Source organism: Sphingopyxis sp. 22461 (assembly GCF_052044915.1).
GTDB lineage: Bacteria > Pseudomonadota > Alphaproteobacteria > Sphingomonadales > Sphingomonadaceae > Sphingopyxis.
The window spans coordinates 81,193-105,011 of record NZ_JBQENY010000013.1; the positions used below are offsets into that span (position 1 = coordinate 81,193).

Genomic DNA, 23,819 nt, shown 5'->3' on the forward strand with positions numbered 1-23,819 from the left:
ATGACATATTGGACCGCGGCATTGCTGGGCCTCGCGCTCGCCGCCTCGCCCGCCGCCGCGAAAACGAAAGCCGCGCCGGCAATCGAAGGACAGACGCCGCAGCCGGCGATCGCGCCCGGCAATTATCCCTATCAGCTGTTCGTGCCGAAGGGCTATCTGACCGACACCGCGAAGCAATATCCGCTGCTGATCTTCCTCCATGGCTCGGGCGAGCGCGGCGACGATGTCGCGAAGGTCAAGGTCCACGGCCCGCCGAAGATCGCCGAGCGCGACCCGGCCTTCCCTTTCCTCACCGTGTCGCCTCTGCTCGGCACCGATCAGGATTGGGACATCGACAAGCTCGACAAGCTCGTTGACCATATCGCCAAGACATACCGCATCGACCCCACCCGCGTGTACCTCACCGGTCTCAGCCGCGGCGGCCATGCCAGCTGGCGCTGGGCGATCGCCGAGCCCAAGCGGTTCGCGGCGGTCGCGGCGGTCGCCGGGCGCGGCAATACCGGCGAAGCGTGCCGCCTGATGGACCTCCCCGTCTGGGCGTTTCACGGCGACCGCGACGATGTCGTGATCCCCGAAGGCAGTTTCGCCATGGCGCGCGCGATCCGCGCGTGCGGCGGCCGCAAGGTCCGCCTGACCATCTATCCCGACCTCGGCCACAACGCCTGGGATCCCGCCTATGACGACCCGGCGCTCTACGCCTGGTTGCTCGAGCAAAAAAACACCTCCCCAACGATCACCAACAAGGACAAGAAATGAGCAAGAGTGTCTTCCCCGACGATTTCCTGTGGGGCGCGGCGACCGCCGCCTATCAGATCGAAGGATCGCCGCTCGCCGATGGCGCGGGCGCGAGCATCTGGCAGCGATTCAGCCACGACCCGCGGCTGATGGCGGTGAAGGGCGACACCGGCGATGTCGCGTGCGACCATTATAACCGCATGCCCGCCGACGTCGCGCTGATGAAGGAATTGGGGCTGAAAGCCTATCGCTTCAGCGTCAACTGGGGGCGCGTATTGCCCGAGGGCATCGGGCGCGTAAACGAGCCGGGGCTCGATTTCTACGAGCGCCTCGTCGACGAATTGCTCAAGAACGACATCGAACCGCTGCTGACGCTGCACCATTGGGACCTGCCCGCGGCGCTCGACAACAAGGGCGGCTGGCTCAACCGCGACATCGCCGGCTGGTTCGCCGACTATGGTTCGGTGATGTACCGCCGCCTCGACGGGCGCGTGAAGAAGTGGGTGACGCTCAACGAACCGTGGGTGATCACCGACGGCGGCTATCTCCACGGCGCGCTCGCGCCCGGGCATCGCAATCTGTTCGAGACCCCGATCGCGAGCCACAATCTGATGCGCGCGCACGGCGCGGCGGTGGAAGCCTATCGCAGCGAAGGCGCACACGAGATCGGCCTCGTCGTCAATATCGAACCCAAATATCCGGCGAGCGACAGCCCCGAGGACATCGCCGCAACGGCGCGCGCGCACGCTTACATGAACCGCCAGTATCTCGATCCGGCGCTGAAAGGAGCCTACCCCGCCGAACTCGCCGAGGTGTTCGGTGAGGCATGGCCCGAATGGTCCGCCGAAGACCTGAAGGCGATCTGCCAGCCGGTCGATTTCATCGGGATCAATTATTACACGCGCAATGTCGTGAAGGCCGACCCGAACCAGTGGCCCGTCGGCGCCTCGCCGGTGAAGCAGATCGCGACGCACACGACGACCGACTGGGAAGTCTATCCGCCCGCGCTGACCGACATGCTCCTCTGGTTCCGCGACACCTATGGCGATATTCCCGTCTATATCACCGAGAATGGCGCCGCCTTCTACGACCCGCCGCAGGCCGGTCCCGACGGGATCGACGATCCGCTGCGCTGCGATTATCTGCGCACACACATCTCGGCGATCGGTGATGCGATCAGGCAGGGCGTCGACGTGCGCGGCTATATGGCGTGGTCGCTGCTCGACAATCTCGAATGGTCGCTGGGCTTTTCGAAGCGCTTCGGCATCGTCCATGTTGACTATGAAACGCAGGTCCGCACGCCGAAGCGCAGCGCGCGTTTTTACAGCAGCGTCATCGCCGCAAATGGAGGGAACCTCGGATGAAAAAAGCACTGATCCTCGCCGCCGCGGCGCTGCTCGCGCTCCCCACCGCCGCGAAAGAACGCGCCGATCATTATGAGGCGATGACCTACAACATCCGTCTCGATCTCGCATCGGACGGCGACAATGCCTGGCCGCACCGGCGAAGCGCGCTGATCGCGCTCGTTGCCTATCAGGCGCCCGATTTCGTCGGGATGCAGGAGGTGCTGCAGCATCAGAAACAGGCGGTCGAGGCCGATCTGCCCGGCTATCAATTCGTCGGCGTCGCGCGCGACGACGGCAAGGAAAAGGGCGAATATTCGCCGCTGGGTTTCCGCCGCGACCGCTTCACCCTCGTCGGATCGGGGACGTTCTGGCTGTCGCCGACGCCCGAGACCCCGAGCAAGGGATGGGACGCCGCGCTGCCGCGGATCGCCACCTGGGCGCGGCTGCACGACCGGAGCGCAAAGCGCAATTTACTCGTCGTGAACACCCATTTCGACCATATCGGCGAGGTCGCGCGGCAGGAAAGCGCGCGCCAGATTCGCCGCTGGATCGACGGGCAGCGCAAGGCGAACGAAACCGCGGTGCTGATGGGCGACTTCAACAGCCCCGCGACGAGCAATCCCTATGCCGCGATCGTCGAGCCGGGCAAGGGCGCGCTCCGCGACAGCCGCCTTATCAGCCGCACGCCGCATTACGGCCCGCTCGGCACCTTCACCGGCTTCAAGATCGCGCAGATGCAACCCAGCCCGATCGACCATATCTTCGTCAGCGACGATGTGACGGTGCTGCGCCACGCGACGCTGACCGACCAGAATGGCGGCAAGCTGCCGTCGGATCACTATCCGGTAGTCGCGGACCTGTGCATCGGCAAGGGTTGCTGACCACACCTCATTCGTCATCCCGGCGAAGGCCGGGATGACGGGGTGGGTTATTTCGCCGGGGTCTGATCCAGCCAGCCGCCGGTGAAACCGATGCGCTGGAGCCCACGGACGATATGCGGATTTTTGCGCATCACCTTCCACACAAAGCCGCTGCGATGGTTTTCCATCATCGCGAGGATCGGCCCCTGGTCGATGCCGAGATAGTCGTTCGCCACCCAGCCATGGACCGGATCGACCGTGCCGCTACGCATATTCGGATCGGCAAAGGTAAAGCTGGGGTTGAACGCATCCTTGAAGCCGTAGCGCGTATAGAGGCGCGTGCCATATTGCGTGCGCATCGCCATCAGTGCGGGGATTGCCACCTCGGGCGCGAAGGCGACCGAGCCGCCCGCCGCGGTCGGGACGACCGTCCCGTCGTCGACGACGCGGATCGCGCTGACGCCGCGCGCCATATAGCCGTTGAAGAAGCGCGGGGTTCCGCCGACGCTATATTTATCCTTCGAATATCCCGGCCCGTCCGACGCGGTCCAGCCCCAGATATCGGCGCTATAGCCCGTCCATTTGTTCGGATTGTCGGCGCCATAGGCACGCTGCGCCAGCGTCGCGCGGCGGCTGTTCTCGAAATAATCGATGCCCTTGCCGCGCATGAAGTCGTCGCGGATACCGCGGAAATCGACCCAGACATGGCTGTACTGGTGCCCGAACAATGGCTCGAACTGCAGATGCTGCTGCCCGTAATAGGTGCCCCAGTCCTTTTCGAGATCGGTGGCCCAGCCCTTGTCCCACGCGTCCTTGCCGACCGGATGCGTCGGCGATCCGAGAGCCAGCACATAGACGAGCATGCCCTCATTATAGCCGACCCAGTCGTGCGTCTCGAAACCCTTCTCCGGCTTCCACCCCATGGTGATGCCGTGCGAACCCGCGAGGTTCCGCGCCTCGGTGCCCGTGTTGGTCCGCTGGACGAAGGTCCAGTCGACGCGCGTGTAGATCTTCTCGGCAAGATCGCGGATCTCGGCCTCGACCGGATCGTTCCGGTCGTAATAGCTTTGCGCGAACAGCGCGCCGCCGAGGAACAGGCTGGTGTCCACGGTCGACAATTCGGTCGTCTTGTGACGCGTGCCGTCGTCATTCTTCAGGAAGTGATAGAAAAAGCCCTTGTAGCCCGTGTTGCCCGCCGCTTCGGCACCCTGCGGAGCCGTCCAGTAGAAACGCAGGCAGTCGCGCGTGCGCAATGCCGCATCGGCGCGCGTCACATAGCCGCGCTCGGCCCCGATCCCATAAGCGGTCAGCGCAAAGCCCGTCGCCGCGATCGACGAGAAGGGATTGCTCGGCCAGCGATCGGGCGCGAGGCAGCGCTTGGTGTCGGTGGTGTCCCAGAAATAGCGGAAGGTGCGCTCGGTCAGCTCTTCGGAAAAGGCGGCCTCGGTCAGCGGCGGCAATTTCGTGGCCGATGTTGCGACTGGTGCGATGGCCGACGGCGCCGGAGTGGGGGTGCATGCCGTGGTCAGCGCGAGCAGGGGCAGGAGCGATGCCCCGATACGAAACGACATGCGATACTCCAAAAAAGTGAGGCGCCCGGCCCGCGGGAGGGGGGTGCGGGACGGGCGCCTGTCAGCCGGTCAGAAAGAGAATCCGGCCGATAGCTTTACCGTTCGCGGCGTGTTTCCGCCAACGCCAATGCCCGAAATTTCGAGATAGCGGGGCGACGTCGGGTCGTTGTTGTAATCGACATAGTTGCGATCGTTGAACAGGTTCAGAATGTCGACGCGAAGGCGCAGGCGCGATTCCTCGCTGATGAACTTGAACGGGATATATTTGGTGATCGCGACGTCCATCTGGCGGAAGCCCCAGCGATCGCCATTGCCGTCGGCCTCGTTCGAAATGACGGTGCGGCTGGGGTTCGCTCCGCCCTGGTTGATGAACGCCTTGAGGTACGGCGGCGACGCGATCTGGAACTTGCCCGACAGCGTGACGCCGATCGGCAGATCGACCGAGCCCGTCGCGACCAAACGATGCTTGCGCACCCCGCTCGACCGCGTGACGGTATAGTCCTCCAGCGACGGAAAATCGAGGCTGAAGGTTTCGCCAAACTGCCGGTTTTCCTCGGCTTGGGTATAGGTATAGGTTGCCGAGAAGCTCCACGGCGACGCGGCGGTGTAGTTCTTGACCAGCTTGAGATAGCCCGTGTCCGCGCTGGTTTCGATGCCGTTGGTCCCGATGATGATCGACCCGAAGCCCGGAGGCGCGAAACCGAAGGGCGAGTTCGGCGCCGCGGGTGCCGGCGGGAAGAAGGTGCCGTCGGGACGGCGGTTGCCGAGCAGATAGGCGAAGCCGTCCTTCGATTCGATATGGCTATAGCCGACCTCGGCCTCGAACAACGGGGTTACCCTGGCGCGGAAGCCCAGGCTGAACTGGTCCGAATAGGGAACCTTCAGGTCGTTCTCGATGAAGCGCAGCTCGCGGCCGCCGCCCGCGCCGGCGCCGGCGAGCAGCTGCTGGCGGCCCGCTTCGGTCAGGTAGATCGGGTTCCACGGCACACAGGTCGGCCCGGGGGCGCATGTGTTGTTCGGGTCGCCGGTGATGAAGTTGAATGTCCGCGTGGTGAACGATCCGACGCTGATTTCCTGCTGCAGGAAGTCGAACTGGTTGCGGTCGTACGAGCGCCCCGCCCCGCCGAACACCACAAAGCGCCCATCGTCGTCGAGCTCGTAGCTGAAGCCGATACGCGGCTGCCACGCGCCCGTGAACGCCTTGCGCTCGCTGCCCGTCGAGATGAAGTCGCGGATGTCGTAATCGGCGTTGACGAGGTTCGGGTAATTGGCCGGCGACACGGCGTTCACCGCGTCGGCGGGGTGGACGAAGTCGAGGAAGGCCGGCGTCCGCTCATAATCCCAGCGCACGCCGAGGTTCAGCGTCAGCCGGTCGGTAACCTCCCAATCGTCCTGCACATAGATGCCGAACTGGAAATTCTTCGAATTGATGATCGGGTCGCCGTTGCCCGTCGAGGCGCCGAACTGGACGCGGTAGGGCACATCGTCGTTGAAGGTGCCACCACCGGGGTTGAACGCCGGGTTATAGGTATAAACCGGATTGAAGGCGTTGAGCTGCAGCGAATTGAGTTCGACCCATTTCGCCTTGGCGCCGACCTTGATCGTATGGCCCTCGAACCCGGTCCAGGTGAAGTCGTTCTGGACGCCCCAGCCCTTTTGGCCCTTTTCCTGGAAATTGCTGCCGCCGCCAATGCGCAGGATGTCGCCGCGGACGACCACACCCGGCTGCGGATTGGTGGGCGACGGGCCGGCATAGGCAAAGAGGAAGCCGTTGCCGAATTCGGTCGGCGTCGGCGCCCATTTGGCGTCTTCATAGGTCAGCTTGAAATCGTTGATCCAGTTGTCGGCCGTATGCTCCCAGCGCGCGGTGACGCGCAGTTCCTCGACATCCTGCGAGCTGATCGTGCTGCGCGCGTTGAAACCGCTGCCCAGAAACTCGCCGGTTTCCTTGCGATATTTGCCCGACAGCTCGATCAAGTCGCTGTTCGACGGCTGGAAGTTGAGTTTGCCGAAATAGAGATCTTCGTTGAACGTCGCGTTGGTCGGGCCGAACACGCCCTGATATTCGGACGGAAAATAGCTGACCGGCAGGTTGAGTCCCGGCTGGACGTCGACCGGCTGCTGCTGCCGCTTGCCTTCATAGGTCACGAAAAAGTGCAGCATATCCTTGATGATCGGACCACCCAGCGCGCCGCCGAACTGGAAATCCTTCGTCTTGACCTTGCTCGTCGTCAGTTCGGTCGGCCGCGCGTCGCGCAGGCTCTGATCGGTGTAATCGATGAAGGCTTCGCCGTGGAATTCATTGGTGCCCGACTTGGTCACCGCGGTGATCGCAACCGAGCTGACCTGGTCGAATTCGGCCTTATAGTTCGACGAAATGACGCGATATTCGCCGACCGCGAGCTGCGGGAAGGGATTGCCCTGCGTCGAATCCTGGCCGGTTATGCCGTTCTTGAGAACATAGTCCTTCTGCCCCACGCCATCGATGAAGATGTTGACGCCGCGGCTGTCCTGAGCGCCGCCTTGCAGGCGCGATTGGCCGCTGGCCCCGGTCACGAACTGGACGCCCGGCGCGAGGTCGGCAAAGGCGAGGAAGTTGCGGTTGTTCTGCGGCAATACCTCAATCTGGCGCTGAGTGATGTTCGAACCGACCTCGCCGCCCTCCATCGAACGGATGCGGGTGCCCGTGACGATGATCGCGTCATCGCCGCCCTCGGCGATGTCGGGCTGCGAGAAATCGAAGTCGAGCACGGCGCTCTGTCCAACCGAGAGGGTGAATTCGTCGGTGTTGCGCACGCCGCCCGGCGTCGTGATTTCAAGCCGATAGGTGCCGACCGGAAGCGAAGCGATATTGTAACTGCCGCTCGCGCCAACCGTCGCGGTGCGCGTCAGGCCGGTGTTGACGTTGATCGCGGTGACCTGCGACACGCCGCCCTCGGCCTTTATCGTGCCGCGCAGCGAGGCGTTCGACACCTGCGCATACGCAGGTGTCGCCACCCCGACGGCGAGCGCGGCACCGGCGCTGCTCCATGCCAGCGCAGCGGCGAGCGTGCGGGCGCGCGACCGGCGCGCGGAAACGGTCTGAAATTCATGCGGAAACTTCACGGCATCCTCCCTTTTTGGCCCCCGACATTCCCCGCGCTCGTTTTCTTCGCTGGCCGGCCTTGCCTCCGGTGCAGCGACGAGTCGCGGGAAATCGCGTCGTTGTTTTTTTAGTTTGTAACCGGTTTCACGATCACTGTATAGGGGGAAGCGACACAGAGGGATGCAATCGGGGGCCAGCCGGTTTTCGGCCGATTTCGGCCAATCCTCGTGACAATGTATAAGCAAATCCGACTGGGAAGGACGAATCATGCCGCCGATGACGCGCAACCTCACATGCCTGACGCTGGCCACTCTGATGGTGGCTGCGCAGCTCTCCCCCGCCCCGCTGATGGCCAAGCCCACAACGAGCACGAACGAGGCGGCGTCGATGGATTCCGCGGGCTGGATGCGTCCCGATCCGAAGATGGATCGCTTCGTCGCCGACCTGATCGCGCAGATGACGCTCGACGAGAAAGTCGGGCAATTGTCGCTGCTCACCAGCGACTGGGATTCGACCGGCCCGACGATGCGCAAAGGCTATCAGGACGATATCCGCAAGGGGCGCATCGGGTCGATCTTCAATGCCTTCACCGCCAAATATACGCGCGAGCTGCAGCGGCTGGCGGTCGAGGAAACGCGGCTGAAGATCCCCCTGCTCTTTGGTTATGACGTCGTCCACGGCCACCGCACCATCTTCCCCATCTCGCTCGGCGAGGCGGCGAGCTGGGATCTTAAAGCCATTGAAAAAGCAGCACGAATCTCTGCGACCGAAGCATCGGCGGAGGGCATTCACTGGACATTCGCGCCGATGGTCGACGTCGCGCGCGACCCCCGCTGGGGCCGCATGTCCGAGGGCGCGGGCGAAGATGTCTACCTCGGCAGCAAGATCGCGGTCGCGCGCGTGCGCGGTTTCCAGGGCGACGATCTGAAGCGTGTCGACACCGTGCTCGCAACCGCCAAGCATTTCGCCGCCTATGGCGCGGCGCAGGCCGGCCGCGATTACCACACCGTCGACATCTCCGAACGCACGCTGCGCGACATCTATCTGCCGCCCTTCAAGGCCGCCGCCGACGCCGGCGCCGCGACCTTCATGACCTCGTTCAACGAATATGACGGCGTCCCGGCGTCGGGCAGCCACTATTTGCTCACCGACGTGCTGCGCAAGAAATGGGGCTTCAAGGGATTCATCGTAACCGATTACACGTCGATCAACGAAATGGTCCCGCACGGCTATTCGCGCGACCTGAAACAAGCGGGCGAACAGGCGATCAACGCCGGGGTCGACATGGACTTGCAGGGCGCGGTGTTCATGGATCACCTCGCCAAGTCGGTCGCCGAGGGCAAGGTCGACGTGAAACGCGTCGACGAGGCGGTGAAAGCGATCCTCGAAATGAAATATCGCCTCGGCCTGTTCGAGGATCCCTATCGCTACTCGGACGAAGCGCGCGAAAAGGCGACCATTTATCGCCCCGACTTCCTCGAGGCGGCGCGCGACGTCGCGCGCAAGTCGATCGTGCTGCTGAAGAACAAGGACAATGCCCTGCCCCTCGCCGCGACAGCAAAGTCGATCGCGGTGATCGGCCCGCTCGGCAACAGCAAGGACGACATGATCGGCAGCTGGTCCGCCGCGGGTGATCGCAAGGAGCGGCCGGTGACATTGCTCGAGGGGATGCAGGCGCGCGCGCCCAAGGGCACGACGGTCGCCTATGCCCGGGGTGCCGGCTATCAGTTCGCCGACGCGGGCAAGAACGACGGCTTTGCCGAGGCGATCGCGCTCGCGCAGAAATCCGACGTCATCATCGCGGCGATGGGCGAGCATTGGAACATGACGGGCGAAGCGGCGAGCCGCACCTCGCTCGAACTGCCCGGCAACCAGCAGGCGCTGCTCGAAGAGCTGAAAAAGACCGGAAAGCCGATCATCCTCGTGTTGATGAGCGGGCGCCCGAACAGCATCGAATGGGCCGACGCCAATGTCGATGCGATCCTCGAGGCCTGGTATCCGGGCACGATGGGCGGCCATGCGATCGCCGACGTTCTATATGGCGATTACAACCCGTCGGCCAAGCTGCCCGTGACCTTCCCGCGCAATGTCGGGCAGGTGCCGATCCATTACGACATGAAAAATACCGGGCGGCCGATCAAGCCCGAGGATCCGAACGCCAAATATGTCTCGCGCTATCTCGATACGCCGAACACCCCGCTTTATCCGTTCGGTTACGGCCTCAGCTACACGAGCTTCGCCTACTCGCCGGTGACGCTCGACAAGGCGAAAATCCGCCCGGGTGAGAAGCTGACCGTGAGCGTCACCGTGACCAACAGCGGCGCGCGTGATGGCGAGGAGGTCGTGCAGCTGTACGTCCGCGACCTCGTCGGGTCGGTGACGCGGCCGGTGAAGGAGCTCAAGGGCTTCGAGAAGGTGATGCTCAAGAAGGGCGAGAAGCGCACGATCCGCTTCACCCTGACCGACGCCGACCTCGCCTTCACGCGCCAGGACATGAGCTGGGGCAGCGAGCCCGGCCAGTTCAAGCTGTGGGTCGGTCCGTCGTCGGCCGAAGGGTCGGAGGCCAGTTTCGAGCTGTCCGAATAGGATGACGCCGATGCGTGTCCGCAACCTGATCGCCCTTGCCGCCGCGCCGCTGGTCTTCACCGCACCGGCGCGCGCGCAGGGGCCCGAGCGGCCGAACATCGTCTACATCATGTCGGACGATCATGCCTATCAGGCGATCTCGGCTTATGGGTCGCCGGTGTCGAAGCTCGCGCCGACGCCGAATATCGACCGGATCGCGCGAAACGGCGCGATCTTCACGAACAGCTTCGTCGGCAATTCGCTCTGCGGCCCCAGCCGCGCAACCTTGCTCACCGGCCGCCAGAGCAACGCGCACGGCTTCAAGCAGAATGGCAACAAGTTCGACAATGATGTCTGGGTCTGGCCCCGCGCGCTGTCGCAGGCGGGTTACACCACCGCGATGTTCGGCAAATGGCACATCAACCATTCGCCCGCGGGCATCGGCTTCGACGATTGGAAGGTGCTCGACGACCAGGGCGAATATTATAACCCCGACATCATCACGCCGAAGGGGCGCAGCGTCGTCGAAGGCTATGCGACCGACCTTATCACGCAGTACAGCCTCGACTGGCTGAAGAACGGCCGCGACAAGTCGAAGCCCTTCGCGATCCTGATCCATCACAAGGCACCGCACCGCAATTTCATGCCCGCGCTGCGCCATGTGCAGAAGTATCAGGGGTTAACCTTCCCCGTCCCGGCCAATTATTTCGACAATTATGCCGGACGCCGCGCGGCCGCGGCGCAGGAAATGAATATCTATCGCGACATGTACGAAGGCCACGACCTCAAGATGACGGTCGCGGCGGGATCGGCACAGCTTCGCTACAACCGGTGGCCCGGCGCGTTCGACCGCATGACGCACAAGCAGCAGGCCGAATGGGACGCGCTGATGCAGGCCGACAACGACCGGATGAACGCGGCGAAGCTCGCGGGACAGGACATGGCGCGCTGGAAATATCAGCGCTACATGCAGCAATATTTCGGCACCGTCGCCGCGGTCGACGAGGGCGTCGGCGCGGTGCTCGACTATCTGAAGGACAGCGGCCTCGAGCGAAATACGATCGTCGTCTACACATCGGATCAGGGCTTTTACCTCGGCGAACATGGCTGGTTCGACAAGCGCTTCATCTATGAAGAATCGATGCGGACGCCGTTCCTAATCCAATATCCCGGGCATATCCGTGCGGGCACTCGCGTTGCGGCGCCGATTCAGAATATCGACTATGCGCCGACCTTCCTCGATTTTGCCGGGGTGAAGGGTCCGGGCACCATCCAGGGCCGGTCGATGCGCGCACTTTTCGCCGCCCGTCCACCCGCCGACTGGCGCAAGGACGTCTATTATCATTATTACGAATATCCGGGCTTCCATTCGGTTCGCGCGCATTATGGCGTGCGCGGCGAGCGCTACAAACTCGTGCGCTTTTACGGCGCCGACATCGATGCCTGGGAATTCTATGATCTGAAGACCGACCCCGGCGAAATGCACAACCGCTTCGACGACCCGGCGATGAAGGCGCCGATCGCTACAATGAAGCGGAAGCTGGTCGAACTTCGGCGCCAGTATCAGGACGATAGCGGACCCTCGATCTAGGCCGGCGACTTGTCGCGGGGGCCAAGCGGGGTTAGGCGCAGATACGTGAGTCCCGACACGCCACCCCCGCCCTCCGCGCTCGCGCCGTTCCGCTACCAGGCGTTTCGCGCGATCTGGATCGCGAACCTCGCGTCGAACATGGGGTCGATGATCCAGTCGGTCGCAGCGGCGTGGCTGATGACCGAACTCACCCAATCGCACCTGCTGATCGCGCTGGTACAGGCGGGCGCCACAATCCCGATCCTGCTGCTCGGTATCTTCGCGGGCGCGATCGCGGACAATTTCGACCGGCGGCGCGTGATGCTCGCGGCGCAAACGGGGATGCTCATCGTCTCGGCGGCGCTGACGCTGACGACCTATCTCGACGCGATCACGCCGCTAAGCCTGCTCTTCTTCACCCTCGCCGTCGGATGCGGGACCGCGCTCAACGGCCCGGCGTGGCAGGCGTCGGTGCGGCTGCAGGTCGGGCCGAGGGACCTGCCGCAGGCGATCGCGCTCAACACCATCGCGTACAACCTTGCGCGCAGCGTCGGCCCGGCGCTCGGCGGCCTGCTGATCTCGATTGTCGGCACGGCCGCCGCCTTTGGGCTCAATGCGATCAGCTATATCGTGCTGATCGTCGTGCTGCTGCGCTGGCATCCCGAAACCACGCCGCGGCGCCGCACTTCGATGCTGACCGCGATCGCCGCGGGCATAAGTTTCTGCGCGCATTCGGACCCGGTACGCCGCGTGCTGATCCGCGGCTTCGCGTTCGGCTTTGGCGCCGCGGGGTTTCAGGCGCTGCTGCCGTCGCTCGTCCGCGACCGGCTGCACGGGACCGAGGTCATCTATGGCCTATGCCTTGCCGCCTTCGGCGCGGGGTCGATCTTCGGTGCGCTGCTGGTGAGTTCGGCGCGGCACCGCTGGGGCAGCGACCGGGTGGTGACCGCCGCCTCGCTGATCTTTGCCGCCGCGATGCTGCCGGTCGCGCTCACGACAAGCCTTCCATGGGTCATCGTTGCCGCCTTCGTCGCGGGCGGGGCGTGGGTGTCGACGCTGACGACGCTCAACGTCGCGATGCAGCTCCGTTCGCCCGAGGAAATCCTCGGCCGCTGCCTGTCGATCTATCAGGCAGTAACCTTCGGCGCGATGGCGCTCGGCGCCTATGCGCTCGGGCTGATCGCCGATCTGGCGTCACTACCGGCCGCGATCCTGATTTCGGCCGGCTGGCTGATCCTCTCGGCGCTCGTGCTGCGCTTCGTCGCGCCGATGCCGCGGCGCGACGAAGGCAGGTTGTTGCCCTAGACGCGCGGCCTTCCATAACGCGCATAGAGCGTCGGCAGCGCGAACAGGGTAAGCAGCCTCGGCGCGATGGGGTGGGCGCGGCGATGATCGTCGAACGGCAATAGGCATTGCGAAAAAGCGCGGCTCCTTTATGGGCTGCGCGGGCGGGGCTTGCCCCGCGCATGATCGCGTCGGTGCCCGAGAGGGCTTAAAATGGGAACGCGGTAACGGGGTTCGTCCTGAACCCCCGAAACCGAGGCTGTCCCTGCAACTGTAAGCGGCGAGCGCGATGCACCGGTCCGAAACTTTCGGATCAGCCACTGGGGCCACCCTGGGAAGGCGTGCATCAAGCCCTGACCCGCGAGCCAGGAGACCTGCCGGCGTGGGTCGCTCAATGCCCTGGCCCAGGGAAAGGCCGCGGCACGGAGACATCCGTCGAGCGACGACCAAGCGGCTGGAGCCGCTTCGGTGCCGGAGGCGCAGGCATTACGCCGCTTGCGACGCCAGCACCGGTCGATCGCGCCCGCGCATCGGCAGGCTCCGCCTTCGTTGCCGGCGTGCGGGGGGTCTTCCCATGAAAACGCGTACCGACGCCGAACACACGGCGAAGATGAAGAAAATCCAGGCCGCGCAGGCGAAGAAGGTCGCGACGAAAACCGTCGAAAAGGGCCTGATCATCGTCCACACCGGCCCCGGTAAGGGCAAGACGTCGGCCGCACTTGGCATGGCGGTGCGCGCGATCGGCCACGGCATGAAGGTCGGCGTCATCCAGTTCGTGAAGGGCGCGATGGCGACGGGCGAGAAAGCGGTATTCGACCGCTTCCCGGACCTGATCGAGTTCAAGCCGATGGGCGAAGGCTTCACCTGGGACACGCAGGACCGCACGCGCGACATCGCGGTGGCGCGCGAAGCGTGGGACGAGGTCAAGCGGATGATCGCCGACCCAAGCTATGCGATGGTCATCGCCGACGAGCTCAATATCGTGCTGCGTTACGACTATCTGCCGGTCGATGAGGTTCTCGAAGCGCTCGCCGCCAAGCCGCATATGACGCATGTCATCATCACCGGCCGCAATGCGCCGCAGGAGCTGATCGACGCCGCCGACCTGGTGACCGAAATGGCGCAGGTGAAACATCCGTTCCGCGAACAGAATGTGAAGGCGCAGCGGGGGATCGAGTTCTGATGCGGCGGCGCGGCCTGTTGACGCTCGCGGCGCTGTCGGGCGGCGCGGGCCTGTTGTGGGCAGCCTCCCCCAACCCGCCCGCGAAAGCACCCGCGATTCCGCAGCGCATCGTGTCGATCAACCTCTGTGCCGACCAGCTTGTGCTTGCGCTCGCAGATCGAAAGCAGATCGCGGGGCTGACAAAAAATGCGACCGACCGCGAAATGTCGGGCGAGGCGGCGAAGGCGCGCGGGATACCGCTGCTCAGCAATTCGGCCGAACAGATTCTCGCGATCGAACCCGACCTGATCATCGGCATGCCGGCGAGCCGCAGCGCAGCGCTCCGCGCGCTGCCGAAGCACACCTATCCGCTGCTCGACCTCGCCACCGCGAACACCCTCGATGAAATCTACACCTCGATCCGCGAAACCGCGGCGGCGGTCGGCCATCCCGAGCGCGGCACGGCGCTGATCGCGCAGATGGAGCGTGAGCTGGCGGGCCTGCCGAAGCCGGGGAAGGGCCGCGTCGCCGCCTATTACCAGCGGCGCGGTTATATGACCGGGACGGGCACGCTGATCGACGAGCTGATGACGCGCGTCGGCCTCGTCAACCTCGCGGGCAAGCTCGGCAAGCCGCCGCTCTCGCAGCTCAGCCTCGAGGAGATGGTCGCGGCCGAGCCCGACTTCCTGATCGTCGAAAGCGCGACCGACAAGGTGACTGACCAGGGGAGTGAAATGCTGCATCATCCGGCGCTCAAGGACATTCCGCGCATCAGCGTCCCGCAGGCGTGGACGGTGTGCAGCAGCCCCGCCTACTCGCAAGCGGCGCGCAGCATGGCGGCGCAGATCGCGGGCATCGATGGGGGCCGTTCATGACCCGCTTCGCCCTCCCCCGCTGGTCGCTGATCGCCGCGTTGGCGGCGCTGGCATTGGTGTCGGCGGTCGCATCGCTGCTGTTCGGCGCGGTCGACCTGTCGGTCACGCGCCTGCTGGCGGCCGCGACCGGCGACGGCGACAAGGTCGCGAGCGTCATCCTGTTCGATCTCCGCCTACCGCGCACGTTGCTCGCGATTGCCGTTGGCGCGATGCTCGGGCTCGCGGGCGCGGCATTGCAAGGCTATCTGCGCAATCCGCTCGCCGAGCCGTCGGTGCTCGGCACGTCGAACGCGGCAGCGCTTGGTGGTGTCGCCGCGATCTATTTCGGGCTGGCCGACATCCATCCGATCGTGCTGCCATTGCTCGCCACGGGAGGCGCGCTCCTCTCGCTCGCTTTGCTCTTCATCCTTTCGGGCAAGGCCGAAAGCCCGCTGACGTTGATCCTCGCTGGCATCGCGGTGGGAACGCTGGCGGTGGCGGGGACCAGCTTGGCGTTGAACCTGTCGCCGAACCCGTTCGCTGCGATGGAGATCATGACGTGGCTGCTCGGCAGCCTCGAGAACCGGTCGTTCGACCATGTATGGATCGCGCTGCCGTGCATCGCGATCGGCACCGCGATGCTGCTGTGGAACGGGCGCGCGCTCGATGCGCTGACGCTCGGGGAAGATGCGGCGCAGGCGCTCGGGACGGACCTGCGGCGCACGCGGCTCCGGCTGCTGATCGGCACCGCGATCGGGGTCGGCGGCGCGGTGGCCGTAACGGGGGCGATCGGTTTTGTCGGGCTGATCGTACCGCATCTCATCCGCCCGCTCACCGACCGCAGCCCCTCGGCGATCTTGCTGCCCTCGGCAATCGGCGGCGCGGCGCTGCTGACGCTCGCCGACCTCGGCGTCAGGATCATCCCGACGACGAACGAGCTCAAGCTCGGCGTCGTCACCGCGTTCCTCGGCGTCCCGGTCTTCCTTGTCCATCTCATGCGGGAGCGACGGCTATGGTGAGCCTGGTCCTCGACCATGTCGGCGTCACGCTCGGCCGCCGCGCCGTCGTCCACGACGTCAGTGCCGAATTCGGGCCCGGCACGCTGACCGGGATCGTCGGCCCCAATGGCGCGGGCAAGTCGACGCTCGCGCGCGCGATGCTCGCGCTGGTGCCGGCGAGCGGGACGGTGCGCGTCGACGGCGTCGATGCCGCGGCGATGCCGCGCGCAGAGCTTGCGCGGCGGATCGCCTATGTGCCGCAGGGGCAGACGCTGCACTGGCCGCTGACGGTCGAGCGGCTTGTCGGGCTGGGGCGGCTGCCGCATCTCGCGCCGATGTCGCGGATCGCCGATGCCGACACCGCCGCGATCGAGCGCGCGATGGCGCGCGCCGACGTGCTCGACCTGCGCGACCGAATCGCGACCGAATTGTCGGGCGGCGAGCGCGCCCGCGTGCTGTTCGCGCGGGCGCTCGCGGTCGAAGCGCCGGCGCTGATCGCCGACGAACCGCTCGCGAGCCTCGACCCGGGACATCAGATCGACGTGATGGACATGCTGCGCGCCGAGGCGGCGGGCGGCGCGCTGGTGATCGCGGTGCTCCACGACCTGACGCTCGCGGCGCGCTATTGCGACCGGCTGCTGCTGATCGACGAAGGCCGGATCGTTGCCGACGGGACGCCTGGCGAGGTGCTGACCGCTGAGCGGCTGCGCGCGGTCTATGGCATCGATGCAGAGGTCGAGACGGGCGGCGAGTGGCCAACGATCACCTTGTTCGGCCGCGCCCGATGAGTGCCGAAACGCTGTTCGCCGAGCAGGGATATGCGGCGGTGCCGCTGTTCGATCCCGAATTCGTCGGCGCGGCGCAAACGGATATCGCCGAACATATCGACCGCGTCTCACGCGCGCTGTACCTGCCCTTCGAACAAAGCTGCCCCGACGCCCCGCCGAGCGAACGGATCGACCGCGTGTACGCGCACGAGCGCAGCGTCGCGAATTTGCTGCGCGTCGCAGTGTGTACCGACACGCATCGCGGGCAGAGGCTTCAGGCACTCGCGAACGATCCGCGGCTGATCGAAACCGCCGGGCGGCTCGGCGGCCGCGCGCTGTCGGGCAAGATCGTGCGCGTGCGCGCGAGCATCGCCTGTTTTCCCGAGCATCGCCACGCCTGGCACAGCGACGTTGCGCGCGACGACGGCACCGGATGCGGCAAAGTCATGGTGACCGCATGGATCCCCCTCAGCGATGCCGGACCCGAGCGTGGTGGGCTCGAAATTGCGGCGGGGCGCCAGCCCGCACCGTTGGCGAGCGAGGGCGACGATGGCTTTGAAATCCCCGAATGGCGGCTTGCGGGCCTGCCGCGTGTTCAGCCCGCATGCCCGGCGGGGACGGTGCTGTTCCTCGATCGCTTCACCCCGCATCGTACCTTGCCTGCGCGCGCGACGCGCTTTGCGCTCGTCGTGTGGATGAAGGCCGCCTGACCCGGTCCGCCGCGGCCCGTCCTACCGCGCAGCTTCGACCCGAACCGTCCGGCTGGTGCGCTTGCCATCGGCGGAGCGGCTGCGCAGCTCTACGGCACCGCTGACCGCCACCGGCCCGGCATAGCGCGTCCACGCGCCGCCCTCGACACGATATTCGATCGCGGTGCCGGGGAACATGCTGTTCGCCTCGAGCTTGCCGTTCGCGATCCGCGCGCCCGGCGGCGCGACGCGATAGGCGACACCCATTTTTTCGAGCATCGGGAACTGTGCCGCGGTGCGCCCGGCGAAATTCTGCCAGCCCGCCTTGAGCTCCGCAGCGTCGACGCGCTTGTCGCCCCATTCATAGCTCGCCCCCGCCTGATAGATCGGGGTCCACGGTGTCGGCGCCCACGCGCGTTCGGCGAGCGCGAGCAGGCGCGGGAAGAGCATATAATCGACCTGCGCGTCGGTACGGATCGTCTCGCTCCAGAGCTGCCCTTGCAGTCCCGCGACGCGACGGCCCGGTTGCAGAACGGGCTTGTCCTCTATCGCCTTGCCCTCGGCCTGGATGTTGCGGATCGTCGCGGCGTTAGCGGGCAGGTTGCCCGGCATGAAGCCGAACACCTGATACGGATCGACGCCGCGCGAGGCCCAGTTATAACCGCTCTCGTCGGGGTGCGGCGCATAGGGCATGTCGAAATAACCAAGGTCGGGGATCGACAGCACGGCGTCCCAACCACGGTTCATCTGGTCGTGCGCCTCGCGGATCGCGCCGGCGTGCAGCACGCCCCAGATGTTCGTTTGCACCTTCTTTGGCATCGCGGTGGCTTCGGTATGCCCCATGCCGTCGCTCCAGCCGGCGGCTTCCAGCCCCTTGGCGGCGAGGCTTTTGCTCACGCGCTCGATGAAGCGCGGAGTGAGCTTGCCCGCATCGCCGCCATTTTCGGCGATCATCGCCTTGCACGCGGGCGATTTGATCCACGCGCCCGCGGTCTCGTCGGCGCCGAGGTGGAAGGTCTTGAGCGGCACGCCTGCTTGGCGGTGCATGGCGGCGAGCGCATCGACCACGGTGTCGACGAAGCGATAGGCCGCGGGCAAGCAGACATTGAGCGTGTTGTCGCTGTAATGCTGGATGCTGCGATATTCGGTGGTGTCGGCGGGGTCGATCAGCCGGTACGTCTCGGCCTCGGCCTTCTTGCCCGCGGCGGTCAGACGCGCATGGCGCACCTCCATCGCCTTGATCGCGGCGCGACTGTGGCCGGGCATGTCGATCGACGGGATCACCTCGATCTGCCGCGCCGCCGCCGCCTGCACGATCGCGACATAGTCGGCGACGCTCAGATAGCCGTTGACGCCCCCCGCGCCGTCGGGACCCGCGCCGAGCTGCGGCAGAAGGCACGTCTGTTCGGCGGGATCGTGGCAGCGTTTCGACCCGACCGCGGCCAGTTCGGGGAGCGCCGGGATTTCGATGCGCCAGCCCTCGTCGTCGGCGAGATGGAGGTGCAGCTTGTTGAGCTTGTACGCCGCCATCGCTTCGACCAGCTTCAAAATCTGGTCGCGCCCATGGAAGTTGCGGCCAAGGTCGATGTGGAGACCGCGAAATCCATATTCGGGCGCATCCTCGACGTGGAGCGGCGCGAGCTTGCCCTTGTCGAATGCCGCCTGCTGCGCGAGCGAGCGTAGCGCGTGGCTTGCCCCCGCTGCGTCGTGCGCGGTGATGGCAATGCCCGATGCCTTGACGTCGAGAATATAGCCCTCGGCCTTTTTCGCGGCAGCGGGGTCGATGCGGATCGTGAGCGGCAGCGCGCCGCCCTCGGGCGACCCGAGCGCTGCCAAAGCAGGCCCAACCGCGCTGCGTTCGACGCCGTTCAATGTCAGCGCGATACCGCGGCCGAGGTCGATCGCCCGCCCCCTACCCTGCACCGCCTTCGCCGGCTTCGGCAGGATCACGACGCCCTTCGCCTCGGGCGCCAGCCGTCCGGCCTGCACATCGAAGGCGCGTTCGGCGGTCAGCCAGCGCGTCTTGTCGGCATCGCTCTTGGTCGCAAGCTTGGCCTCATCGGTCATCGGCGCGACAAAAGGCAGCGTCTCGAGCCCGGTCTCTGGATCGATCACCGCCCGCGTCGCCGCGATGGTGCGCGGTTTCAGCCCGTCAGCGACCAGATAGGCGTTGGGCATCGCGAACGCCTTTGAAAAATTCGAGCCAACGCCCCACAGCTTGATCTCGTGCGTCGAACCGGGGCGCAGCGTCACGCCGGGTTTCAGCGTCAATTGCTGGACGTCGCCATTGACGTGGCGATGCGTGAAAATGTCGCTTTCGACGCGTGGCAGCGGATTGACGAAGCTGAAAGTGAGCGCAAACCCCTTGGTCGGCAGGTCGGCGGGCAGCGTTTCGGGAAGGGTCAGCGTGATCGTCGACAGAAAACAACCCTCGATCCCGGCCGGGCACGTCGGGCGATTGTCGACCACCTCGAGCCGATAACCCAGCGTATCGGCGAAACGGTCGAGCGCGGTTTGCGACGACGTGTCTGCCGCCAGAGCCTGAGGGGCGGCCAGCGCCGCAATCGCCATCCCGATCAACCTCGTGGCCTGCATTCCCATTCTCCCGATCCATAATTTGTATCTAATTTGTCATGCAGAAACTGAGCGGTCAACGCCTTTCCATTCGGCTGTTTTATAGAGGAAAATAGCAAGATTTCGAGAAATGTCGCATTTCTCTTCATAGCAGCCACCAAATTGGTTTTATATTAGTATTGCAACCCGGCGTCGCTGGAGCGCAATCGTCGCGCATTGGGCGGGGCGGCGCCTTGGCCGTTACGAATTTGACGGAGAAAAGCCGAATTGGTCCTATCTCAATCACGTGAGGCGCGGGCAATCGGGTGGACCCTTTTACGCGAGAGGTTCGCAACAAAGATTGACGCGACGATACCAATGCAACACATAAGGCTGCGGCGCTGGTCCTATCGGCTGAAGCGCCTTTACAACCGGATGGAGCAAACGTCCTTGTCACTGATCGAACGCGTGGGTCCGCTGCAAAAGGACGATCCCACCCCGCTGTACCTTCAGTTGCAGAAGATCCTGCGCGACGCGATCGAGGGGCAGTTGGTCAAGGCCGAAGAGGCAATCCCGACTGAACGCGACCTCGCCGAGGAATTCGACGTGTCGCGCATCACCGTGCGCAAGGCGATCGACGGCCTGGTCGCCGATGGAATCGTTGCACGGCGCCGGGGCGCGGGAACCTTCGTCACACGGCCGCGCGTCGAGAAAAGCTTCTCCAAGCTCACTTCCTTTTCGGAAGACATGGTGTCGCGCGGGCGCAAGCCGCACAGCAAGTGGATCAGCAAGACCGCGGGCGCGGTGACGCCCGAGGAAGCACTGTCGCTCGGCCTGTCGCCGGGATCGCTCGTCTATCGCTTCCACCGCATCCGTTATGCCGACGACACTTCGATGGCGCTCGAATATGCGACGATCCCCGCTTATTGCCTGCCATCGGTCGAGGGGGTCGGCGCGTCGCTCTATGAGGCGCTCGAAGCGGCGGGACATCTGCCCGTGCGTGCGCTCCAGCGGCTGCGCGCGGTCGCCTTCACCGCCGAACAAGCCGAGGTTCTGGGGATCGAGACCGGCACGCCCGGCCTGTTCATCGAACGGCGCGGATTCCTGCCCGACGGCCGCACGGCCGAGTTTACCCAGAGCTATTATCGCGGCGACGCTTATGACGTCGTGGCGGAGCTCAACGGCTAGGCCGCGCAAAAAGCCTCGGCGCAGACCCCGGCCAAGCCGCGCGGCGGCGCGCCCGCGCAACGCGAGATGCGCAACCGAATCTTCGCAGCCAGCGCAATCTGCACAAGACCAATATCGGGCGCCATTTACTACCAATACGCTACAAGCCCGCGTGCCATCGGCGGCCGGCAGCGATCATGCAAAATGTGATCGAGGGTGGCCACACGCGCTGAAATGGGTACACCGCAAGGGATGGACGATCAAAATCCGGGCGCAGCAAACATATTTCTTGATAGGACATATATAACCTATATAGTACCAATATATCGAAGGCTGCACAGCACCGACCGGGAGACAAGATTCTATGACGCCGAACGCCGCATCAGACGGACGACAGACGCTGATGGAGCAGGAAGCAGGCGAGGCGGCGGACGCCGTCGCAAGGATGCTGGAGGCGAATCGCGACGCGTTCGCCGCGATCGCCCGGCGCATGCGCGCCTCGCCCCCCGCAGCGGTCGTCACCTGCGCGCGCGGATCGTCGGACCATGCGGCGACCTATGCCAAATATCTGATCGAGACGATGACGGGGACGCCCACCGCGTCGGCGGCGCTGTCGATCGCGTCGCTCTATGACGCCCCAGCGGTCACCGGAAACCGGCTGTGCCTCGCGATTTCGCAGTCGGGAAAAAGCCCCGACCTGCTCGCCGCGGTCGAACAGCAGCGCGATGCCGGGGCCTTCGTCGTCGTGCTGGTCAACGCAGAAGGCTCGCCGCTCGCAGCGCTCGCCGACGTCGTGATCCCGCTGTCCGCCGGGGTCGAACGGTCGGTGGCCGCGACCAAATCCTATATCGCCTCGCTCGCCGCGATCGCCGCACTCGTCGCAGCCTGGTCGGAGGACGCCGCGCTTGAAGACGCACTGACCGCCCTGCCCGATCAGCTTGCAAAGGCGTTCGCGCTCGACTGGTCGCCCGCGGTCGGCGCCTTTCGGGATGCCACGAACCTGTTCGTTCTCGGGCGCGGCTATGGCCTTGGCGTCGCGCAGGAGGCGGCGCTTAAATTCAAGGAAACCTCGGGACTTCATGCCGAAAGTTTCAGCGCTGCCGAGGTGCGCCACGGCCCGATGGCGATCGTCGGCGATGCCTTTCATGTCCTCGCGCTGGGCGGCACCGACCGCGCCGCCGCCGGTGTTCGCGAGGTCGCCGACGAGTTCCGCGGGCGTGGCGCCACCGTATTGCTGGCCGATCCCGCGGGCGGCGACCTGCCCGCGATCTCGGCGCATCCGGCGATCGAGCCGATCCTGTTGATCCAGAGCTTTTACCGCATGGCGAGCGCGCTGGCGCTGGCGCGGGGCCACAACCCCGACTCGCCTCCGCATCTCAACAAGGTTACCGAGACTTTATGATCTTTCGTTTCCATAACGGCCGGGTCGCACTGCCGGCCGGTGCCGTCGGCGCGGTGGACATCGCCGTCGCCGACGGCACCGTCACTTCCGTCACACCCGCGGCCGACACGCCCGCAGACCGGGAGATCGACCTGGACGGCGGCTGGCTCCTCCCCGGCTTCGTCGATACGCAGGTCAATGGCGGCGGCGGGGTGTTGTTCAACGACCAGGTCGATGTCGAAGCGATCGCGGCGATCGGCGCCGCGCATGCGCGCTATGGCACGACCGCCTTCCTTCCGACGCTGATCAGCGACACGCCGACGCAAATCGCCGCGGCGCTTGCTGCGGTCGACGCCGCGATCGAGCAAGGGGTTCCGGGCGTCGTCGGCATCCATATTGAAGGCCCGTTCATCAACGAAGTGAAGCGCGGCATCCACGAGGCGCATCGTATCCGCCGCCTCGACGACGCCATCCTTGCGACGCTCACCGCGCCGCACCGCGGGCGCGTGATGCTGACGCTCGCGCCCGAACTGTGCGACGAGGACGACATCCGCACGCTCGTCCGCCACGGGGTGATCGTCAGCGCGGGGCATAGCGATGCGACCTATGACGAGGCGCAGCGCGCGATCGGCGCGGGGCTTTCCGGCTTCACGCATTTGTTCAACGCGATGTCGCCGCTGCATCACCGCAATCCGGGCGCGGTCGGCGCGGCGTTCGACTCCGATACCTGGTGTGGGCTGATCGTCGACGACGTCCATCTGCACCCCGCGGTCGTGCGGCTCGCGGTCCATGCAAAGGGCAAGGACCGCATCATGCTGGTCACCGATGCGATGCCCAGCGTCGGCACCGATGTCAGCGAATTCACGCTGCAGGGCAAGCGCATCGCGGTGAAGGACGGCGTCTGCATCTTCGAAGACGGCACGCTCGCCGGCACGCACCTCGACATGGCGTCGGCGCTGCGCAAGACGGTGGAGGTGACGGGGCTTTCGGTCCCCGATGTGTCGGCGATGGCGAGTGCGACGCCGGCCGCTTTCCTGTCGCTGCAGGACAGCATCGGCGCGATCGCAGGCGGACAGCGCGCCGACTGGGTATGGCTGAGCGCCGAACTCGCGCCGCGCGCCACATGGATCGGCGGGCGGATCGTTCCGGAAACCGCATCGGACCTTGTCCACGCCGCACAATGATAAACAAGCCGCATAACAACAAGCGGCGAAAGTTTTGGGGAATAAGCC

The 23,819-nt window shown here is 65.2% G+C and carries 17 protein-coding genes and 1 riboswitch; of the genes, 14 read left to right on the forward strand and 3 right to left on the reverse strand.

Going from position 1 to position 23,819, the window contains the following annotated elements; all coding sequences use genetic code 11:
* The 3 genes from ACTJI5_RS19965 to ACTJI5_RS19975 are packed head-to-tail and all read left to right on the forward strand — an operon-like array spanning nucleotide 1 to nucleotide 2,962.
* Nucleotides 1–756, forward strand: a complete 756-nt coding sequence (locus ACTJI5_RS19965; RefSeq protein ID WP_440861531.1) for an alpha/beta hydrolase-fold protein — start codon at nucleotides 1–3, stop codon at nucleotides 754–756.
* A complete protein-coding gene (locus ACTJI5_RS19970) occupies nucleotides 753–2,099 on the forward strand; it encodes a GH1 family beta-glucosidase (protein ID WP_440861532.1) in 1,347 nt (448 codons plus the stop codon). Before ACTJI5_RS19965 ends, ACTJI5_RS19970 begins: the two co-directional genes overlap by 4 nt.
* Nucleotides 2,096–2,962, forward strand: a complete 867-nt coding sequence (locus tag ACTJI5_RS19975) for an endonuclease/exonuclease/phosphatase family protein (RefSeq protein WP_440861533.1) — start codon at nucleotides 2,096–2,098, stop codon at nucleotides 2,960–2,962. Before ACTJI5_RS19970 ends, ACTJI5_RS19975 begins: the two co-directional genes overlap by 4 nt.
* Before the next feature lie 47 nt (nucleotides 2,963–3,009).
* Here the strand turns inward: ACTJI5_RS19975 and ACTJI5_RS19980 are convergent, their stop codons facing one another.
* Nucleotides 3,010–4,512, reverse strand: coding sequence for a glucoamylase family protein (locus ACTJI5_RS19980; RefSeq protein WP_440861534.1), 1,503 nt, complete (start codon nucleotides 4,510–4,512; stop codon nucleotides 3,010–3,012).
* A gap of 69 nt (nucleotides 4,513–4,581) precedes the next feature.
* Complete coding sequence (locus tag ACTJI5_RS19985) at nucleotides 4,582–7,617, reverse strand: TonB-dependent receptor (protein ID WP_440861535.1); 3,036 nt, start codon at nucleotides 7,615–7,617, stop codon at nucleotides 4,582–4,584.
* A 247-nt stretch (nucleotides 7,618–7,864) separates the two neighbouring features.
* On the opposite strand from ACTJI5_RS19985, the gene bglX reads away from it, so the two are divergent.
* The 8 genes from bglX (at nucleotide 7,865) to ACTJI5_RS20025 (ending at nucleotide 17,507) form a co-directional block, all read left to right on the forward strand.
* On the forward strand, nucleotides 7,865–10,183 hold the full coding sequence (gene bglX / locus ACTJI5_RS19990; RefSeq protein WP_440861536.1) for a beta-glucosidase BglX: 2,319 nt from the start codon (nucleotides 7,865–7,867) through the stop codon (nucleotides 10,181–10,183).
* Between the two features lie 10 nt (nucleotides 10,184–10,193).
* Complete coding sequence (locus ACTJI5_RS19995; protein ID WP_440861537.1) at nucleotides 10,194–11,753, forward strand: sulfatase family protein; 1,560 nt, start codon at nucleotides 10,194–10,196, stop codon at nucleotides 11,751–11,753.
* Between the two features lie 45 nt (nucleotides 11,754–11,798).
* Nucleotides 11,799–13,037: an MFS transporter gene (locus tag ACTJI5_RS20000; RefSeq protein ID WP_440861538.1), complete on the forward strand. Its 1,239-nt coding sequence runs from the start codon at nucleotides 11,799–11,801 to the stop codon at nucleotides 13,035–13,037.
* Between the two features lie 155 nt (nucleotides 13,038–13,192).
* A riboswitch (cobalamin riboswitch) is annotated at nucleotides 13,193–13,412 on the forward strand.
* A 178-nt stretch (nucleotides 13,413–13,590) separates the two neighbouring features.
* On the forward strand, nucleotides 13,591–14,199 hold the full coding sequence (gene cobO, locus ACTJI5_RS20005; RefSeq protein ID WP_058536045.1) for a cob(I)yrinic acid a,c-diamide adenosyltransferase: 609 nt from the start codon (nucleotides 13,591–13,593) through the stop codon (nucleotides 14,197–14,199).
* Nucleotides 14,199–15,053, forward strand: a complete 855-nt coding sequence (locus ACTJI5_RS20010; RefSeq protein WP_440861539.1) for an ABC transporter substrate-binding protein — start codon at nucleotides 14,199–14,201, stop codon at nucleotides 15,051–15,053. Before cobO ends, ACTJI5_RS20010 begins: the two co-directional genes overlap by 1 nt.
* Nucleotides 15,050–16,051, forward strand: coding sequence for a FecCD family ABC transporter permease (locus ACTJI5_RS20015; RefSeq protein ID WP_440861540.1), 1,002 nt, complete (start codon nucleotides 15,050–15,052; stop codon nucleotides 16,049–16,051). The genes ACTJI5_RS20010 and ACTJI5_RS20015 overlap by 4 nt, the downstream gene beginning before the upstream one ends.
* Nucleotides 16,045–16,818 (forward strand): ABC transporter ATP-binding protein, encoded by a 774-nt coding sequence (locus ACTJI5_RS20020; protein ID WP_440861541.1) that lies wholly within the window; start codon nucleotides 16,045–16,047, stop codon nucleotides 16,816–16,818. Before ACTJI5_RS20015 ends, ACTJI5_RS20020 begins: the two co-directional genes overlap by 7 nt.
* Nucleotides 16,815–17,507 (forward strand): phytanoyl-CoA dioxygenase family protein, encoded by a 693-nt coding sequence (locus ACTJI5_RS20025; protein ID WP_440861542.1) that lies wholly within the window; start codon nucleotides 16,815–16,817, stop codon nucleotides 17,505–17,507. Before ACTJI5_RS20020 ends, ACTJI5_RS20025 begins: the two co-directional genes overlap by 4 nt.
* Nucleotides 17,508–17,528: 21 nt before the next feature.
* Here ACTJI5_RS20025 and ACTJI5_RS20030 read toward each other — a convergent pair whose 3' ends face one another.
* On the reverse strand, nucleotides 17,529–20,087 hold the full coding sequence (locus tag ACTJI5_RS20030) for a family 20 glycosylhydrolase (RefSeq protein ID WP_440861543.1): 2,559 nt from the start codon (nucleotides 20,085–20,087) through the stop codon (nucleotides 17,529–17,531).
* Between the two features lie 402 nt (nucleotides 20,088–20,489).
* Here ACTJI5_RS20030 and ACTJI5_RS20035 point away from each other — a divergent pair, with 402 nt between their 5' ends.
* From ACTJI5_RS20035 to nagA, 3 genes are all read left to right on the forward strand, one after another.
* The gene (locus ACTJI5_RS20035; protein ID WP_058536485.1) at nucleotides 20,490–21,227 is read left to right on the forward strand and encodes a GntR family transcriptional regulator; all 738 of its coding nucleotides are present in this window, start codon (nucleotides 20,490–20,492) and stop codon (nucleotides 21,225–21,227) included.
* A 343-nt stretch (nucleotides 21,228–21,570) separates the two neighbouring features.
* The gene (locus ACTJI5_RS20040) at nucleotides 21,571–22,608 is read left to right on the forward strand and encodes an SIS domain-containing protein (RefSeq protein ID WP_440861544.1); all 1,038 of its coding nucleotides are present in this window, start codon (nucleotides 21,571–21,573) and stop codon (nucleotides 22,606–22,608) included.
* Nucleotides 22,605–23,771 carry an N-acetylglucosamine-6-phosphate deacetylase gene (gene nagA, locus ACTJI5_RS20045; RefSeq protein ID WP_440861545.1) on the forward strand — a complete coding sequence of 389 codons (1,167 nt, stop codon included), beginning with the start codon at nucleotides 22,605–22,607 and terminating at the stop codon, nucleotides 23,769–23,771. Before ACTJI5_RS20040 ends, nagA begins: the two co-directional genes overlap by 4 nt.
* Nucleotides 23,772–23,819: the final 48 nt, after the last annotated feature.

Coding starts and splice junctions, on each gene's coding strand:
- ACTJI5_RS19965 (WP_440861531.1), top strand. CDS start 1: ATGACATATTGGACCGCGGCATTGCTGGGCCTCGCGCTCGCCGCCTCG.
- ACTJI5_RS19970 (WP_440861532.1), top strand. CDS start 753: ATGAGCAAGAGTGTCTTCCCCGACGATTTCCTGTGGGGCGCGGCGACC.
- ACTJI5_RS19975 (WP_440861533.1), top strand. CDS start 2,096: ATGAAAAAAGCACTGATCCTCGCCGCCGCGGCGCTGCTCGCGCTCCCC.
- ACTJI5_RS19980 (WP_440861534.1), bottom strand. CDS start 4,512: ATGTCGTTTCGTATCGGGGCATCGCTCCTGCCCCTGCTCGCGCTGACC.
- bglX (WP_440861536.1), top strand. CDS start 7,865: ATGCCGCCGATGACGCGCAACCTCACATGCCTGACGCTGGCCACTCTG.
- ACTJI5_RS19995 (WP_440861537.1), top strand. CDS start 10,194: ATGCGTGTCCGCAACCTGATCGCCCTTGCCGCCGCGCCGCTGGTCTTC.
- cobO (WP_058536045.1), top strand. CDS start 13,591: ATGAAAACGCGTACCGACGCCGAACACACGGCGAAGATGAAGAAAATC.
- ACTJI5_RS20010 (WP_440861539.1), top strand. CDS start 14,199: ATGCGGCGGCGCGGCCTGTTGACGCTCGCGGCGCTGTCGGGCGGCGCG.
- ACTJI5_RS20015 (WP_440861540.1), top strand. CDS start 15,050: ATGACCCGCTTCGCCCTCCCCCGCTGGTCGCTGATCGCCGCGTTGGCG.
- ACTJI5_RS20020 (WP_440861541.1), top strand. CDS start 16,045: ATGGTGAGCCTGGTCCTCGACCATGTCGGCGTCACGCTCGGCCGCCGC.
- ACTJI5_RS20025 (WP_440861542.1), top strand. CDS start 16,815: ATGAGTGCCGAAACGCTGTTCGCCGAGCAGGGATATGCGGCGGTGCCG.
- ACTJI5_RS20030 (WP_440861543.1), bottom strand. CDS start 20,087: ATGGGAATGCAGGCCACGAGGTTGATCGGGATGGCGATTGCGGCGCTG.
- ACTJI5_RS20040 (WP_440861544.1), top strand. CDS start 21,571: ATGACGCCGAACGCCGCATCAGACGGACGACAGACGCTGATGGAGCAG.
- nagA (WP_440861545.1), top strand. CDS start 22,605: ATGATCTTTCGTTTCCATAACGGCCGGGTCGCACTGCCGGCCGGTGCC.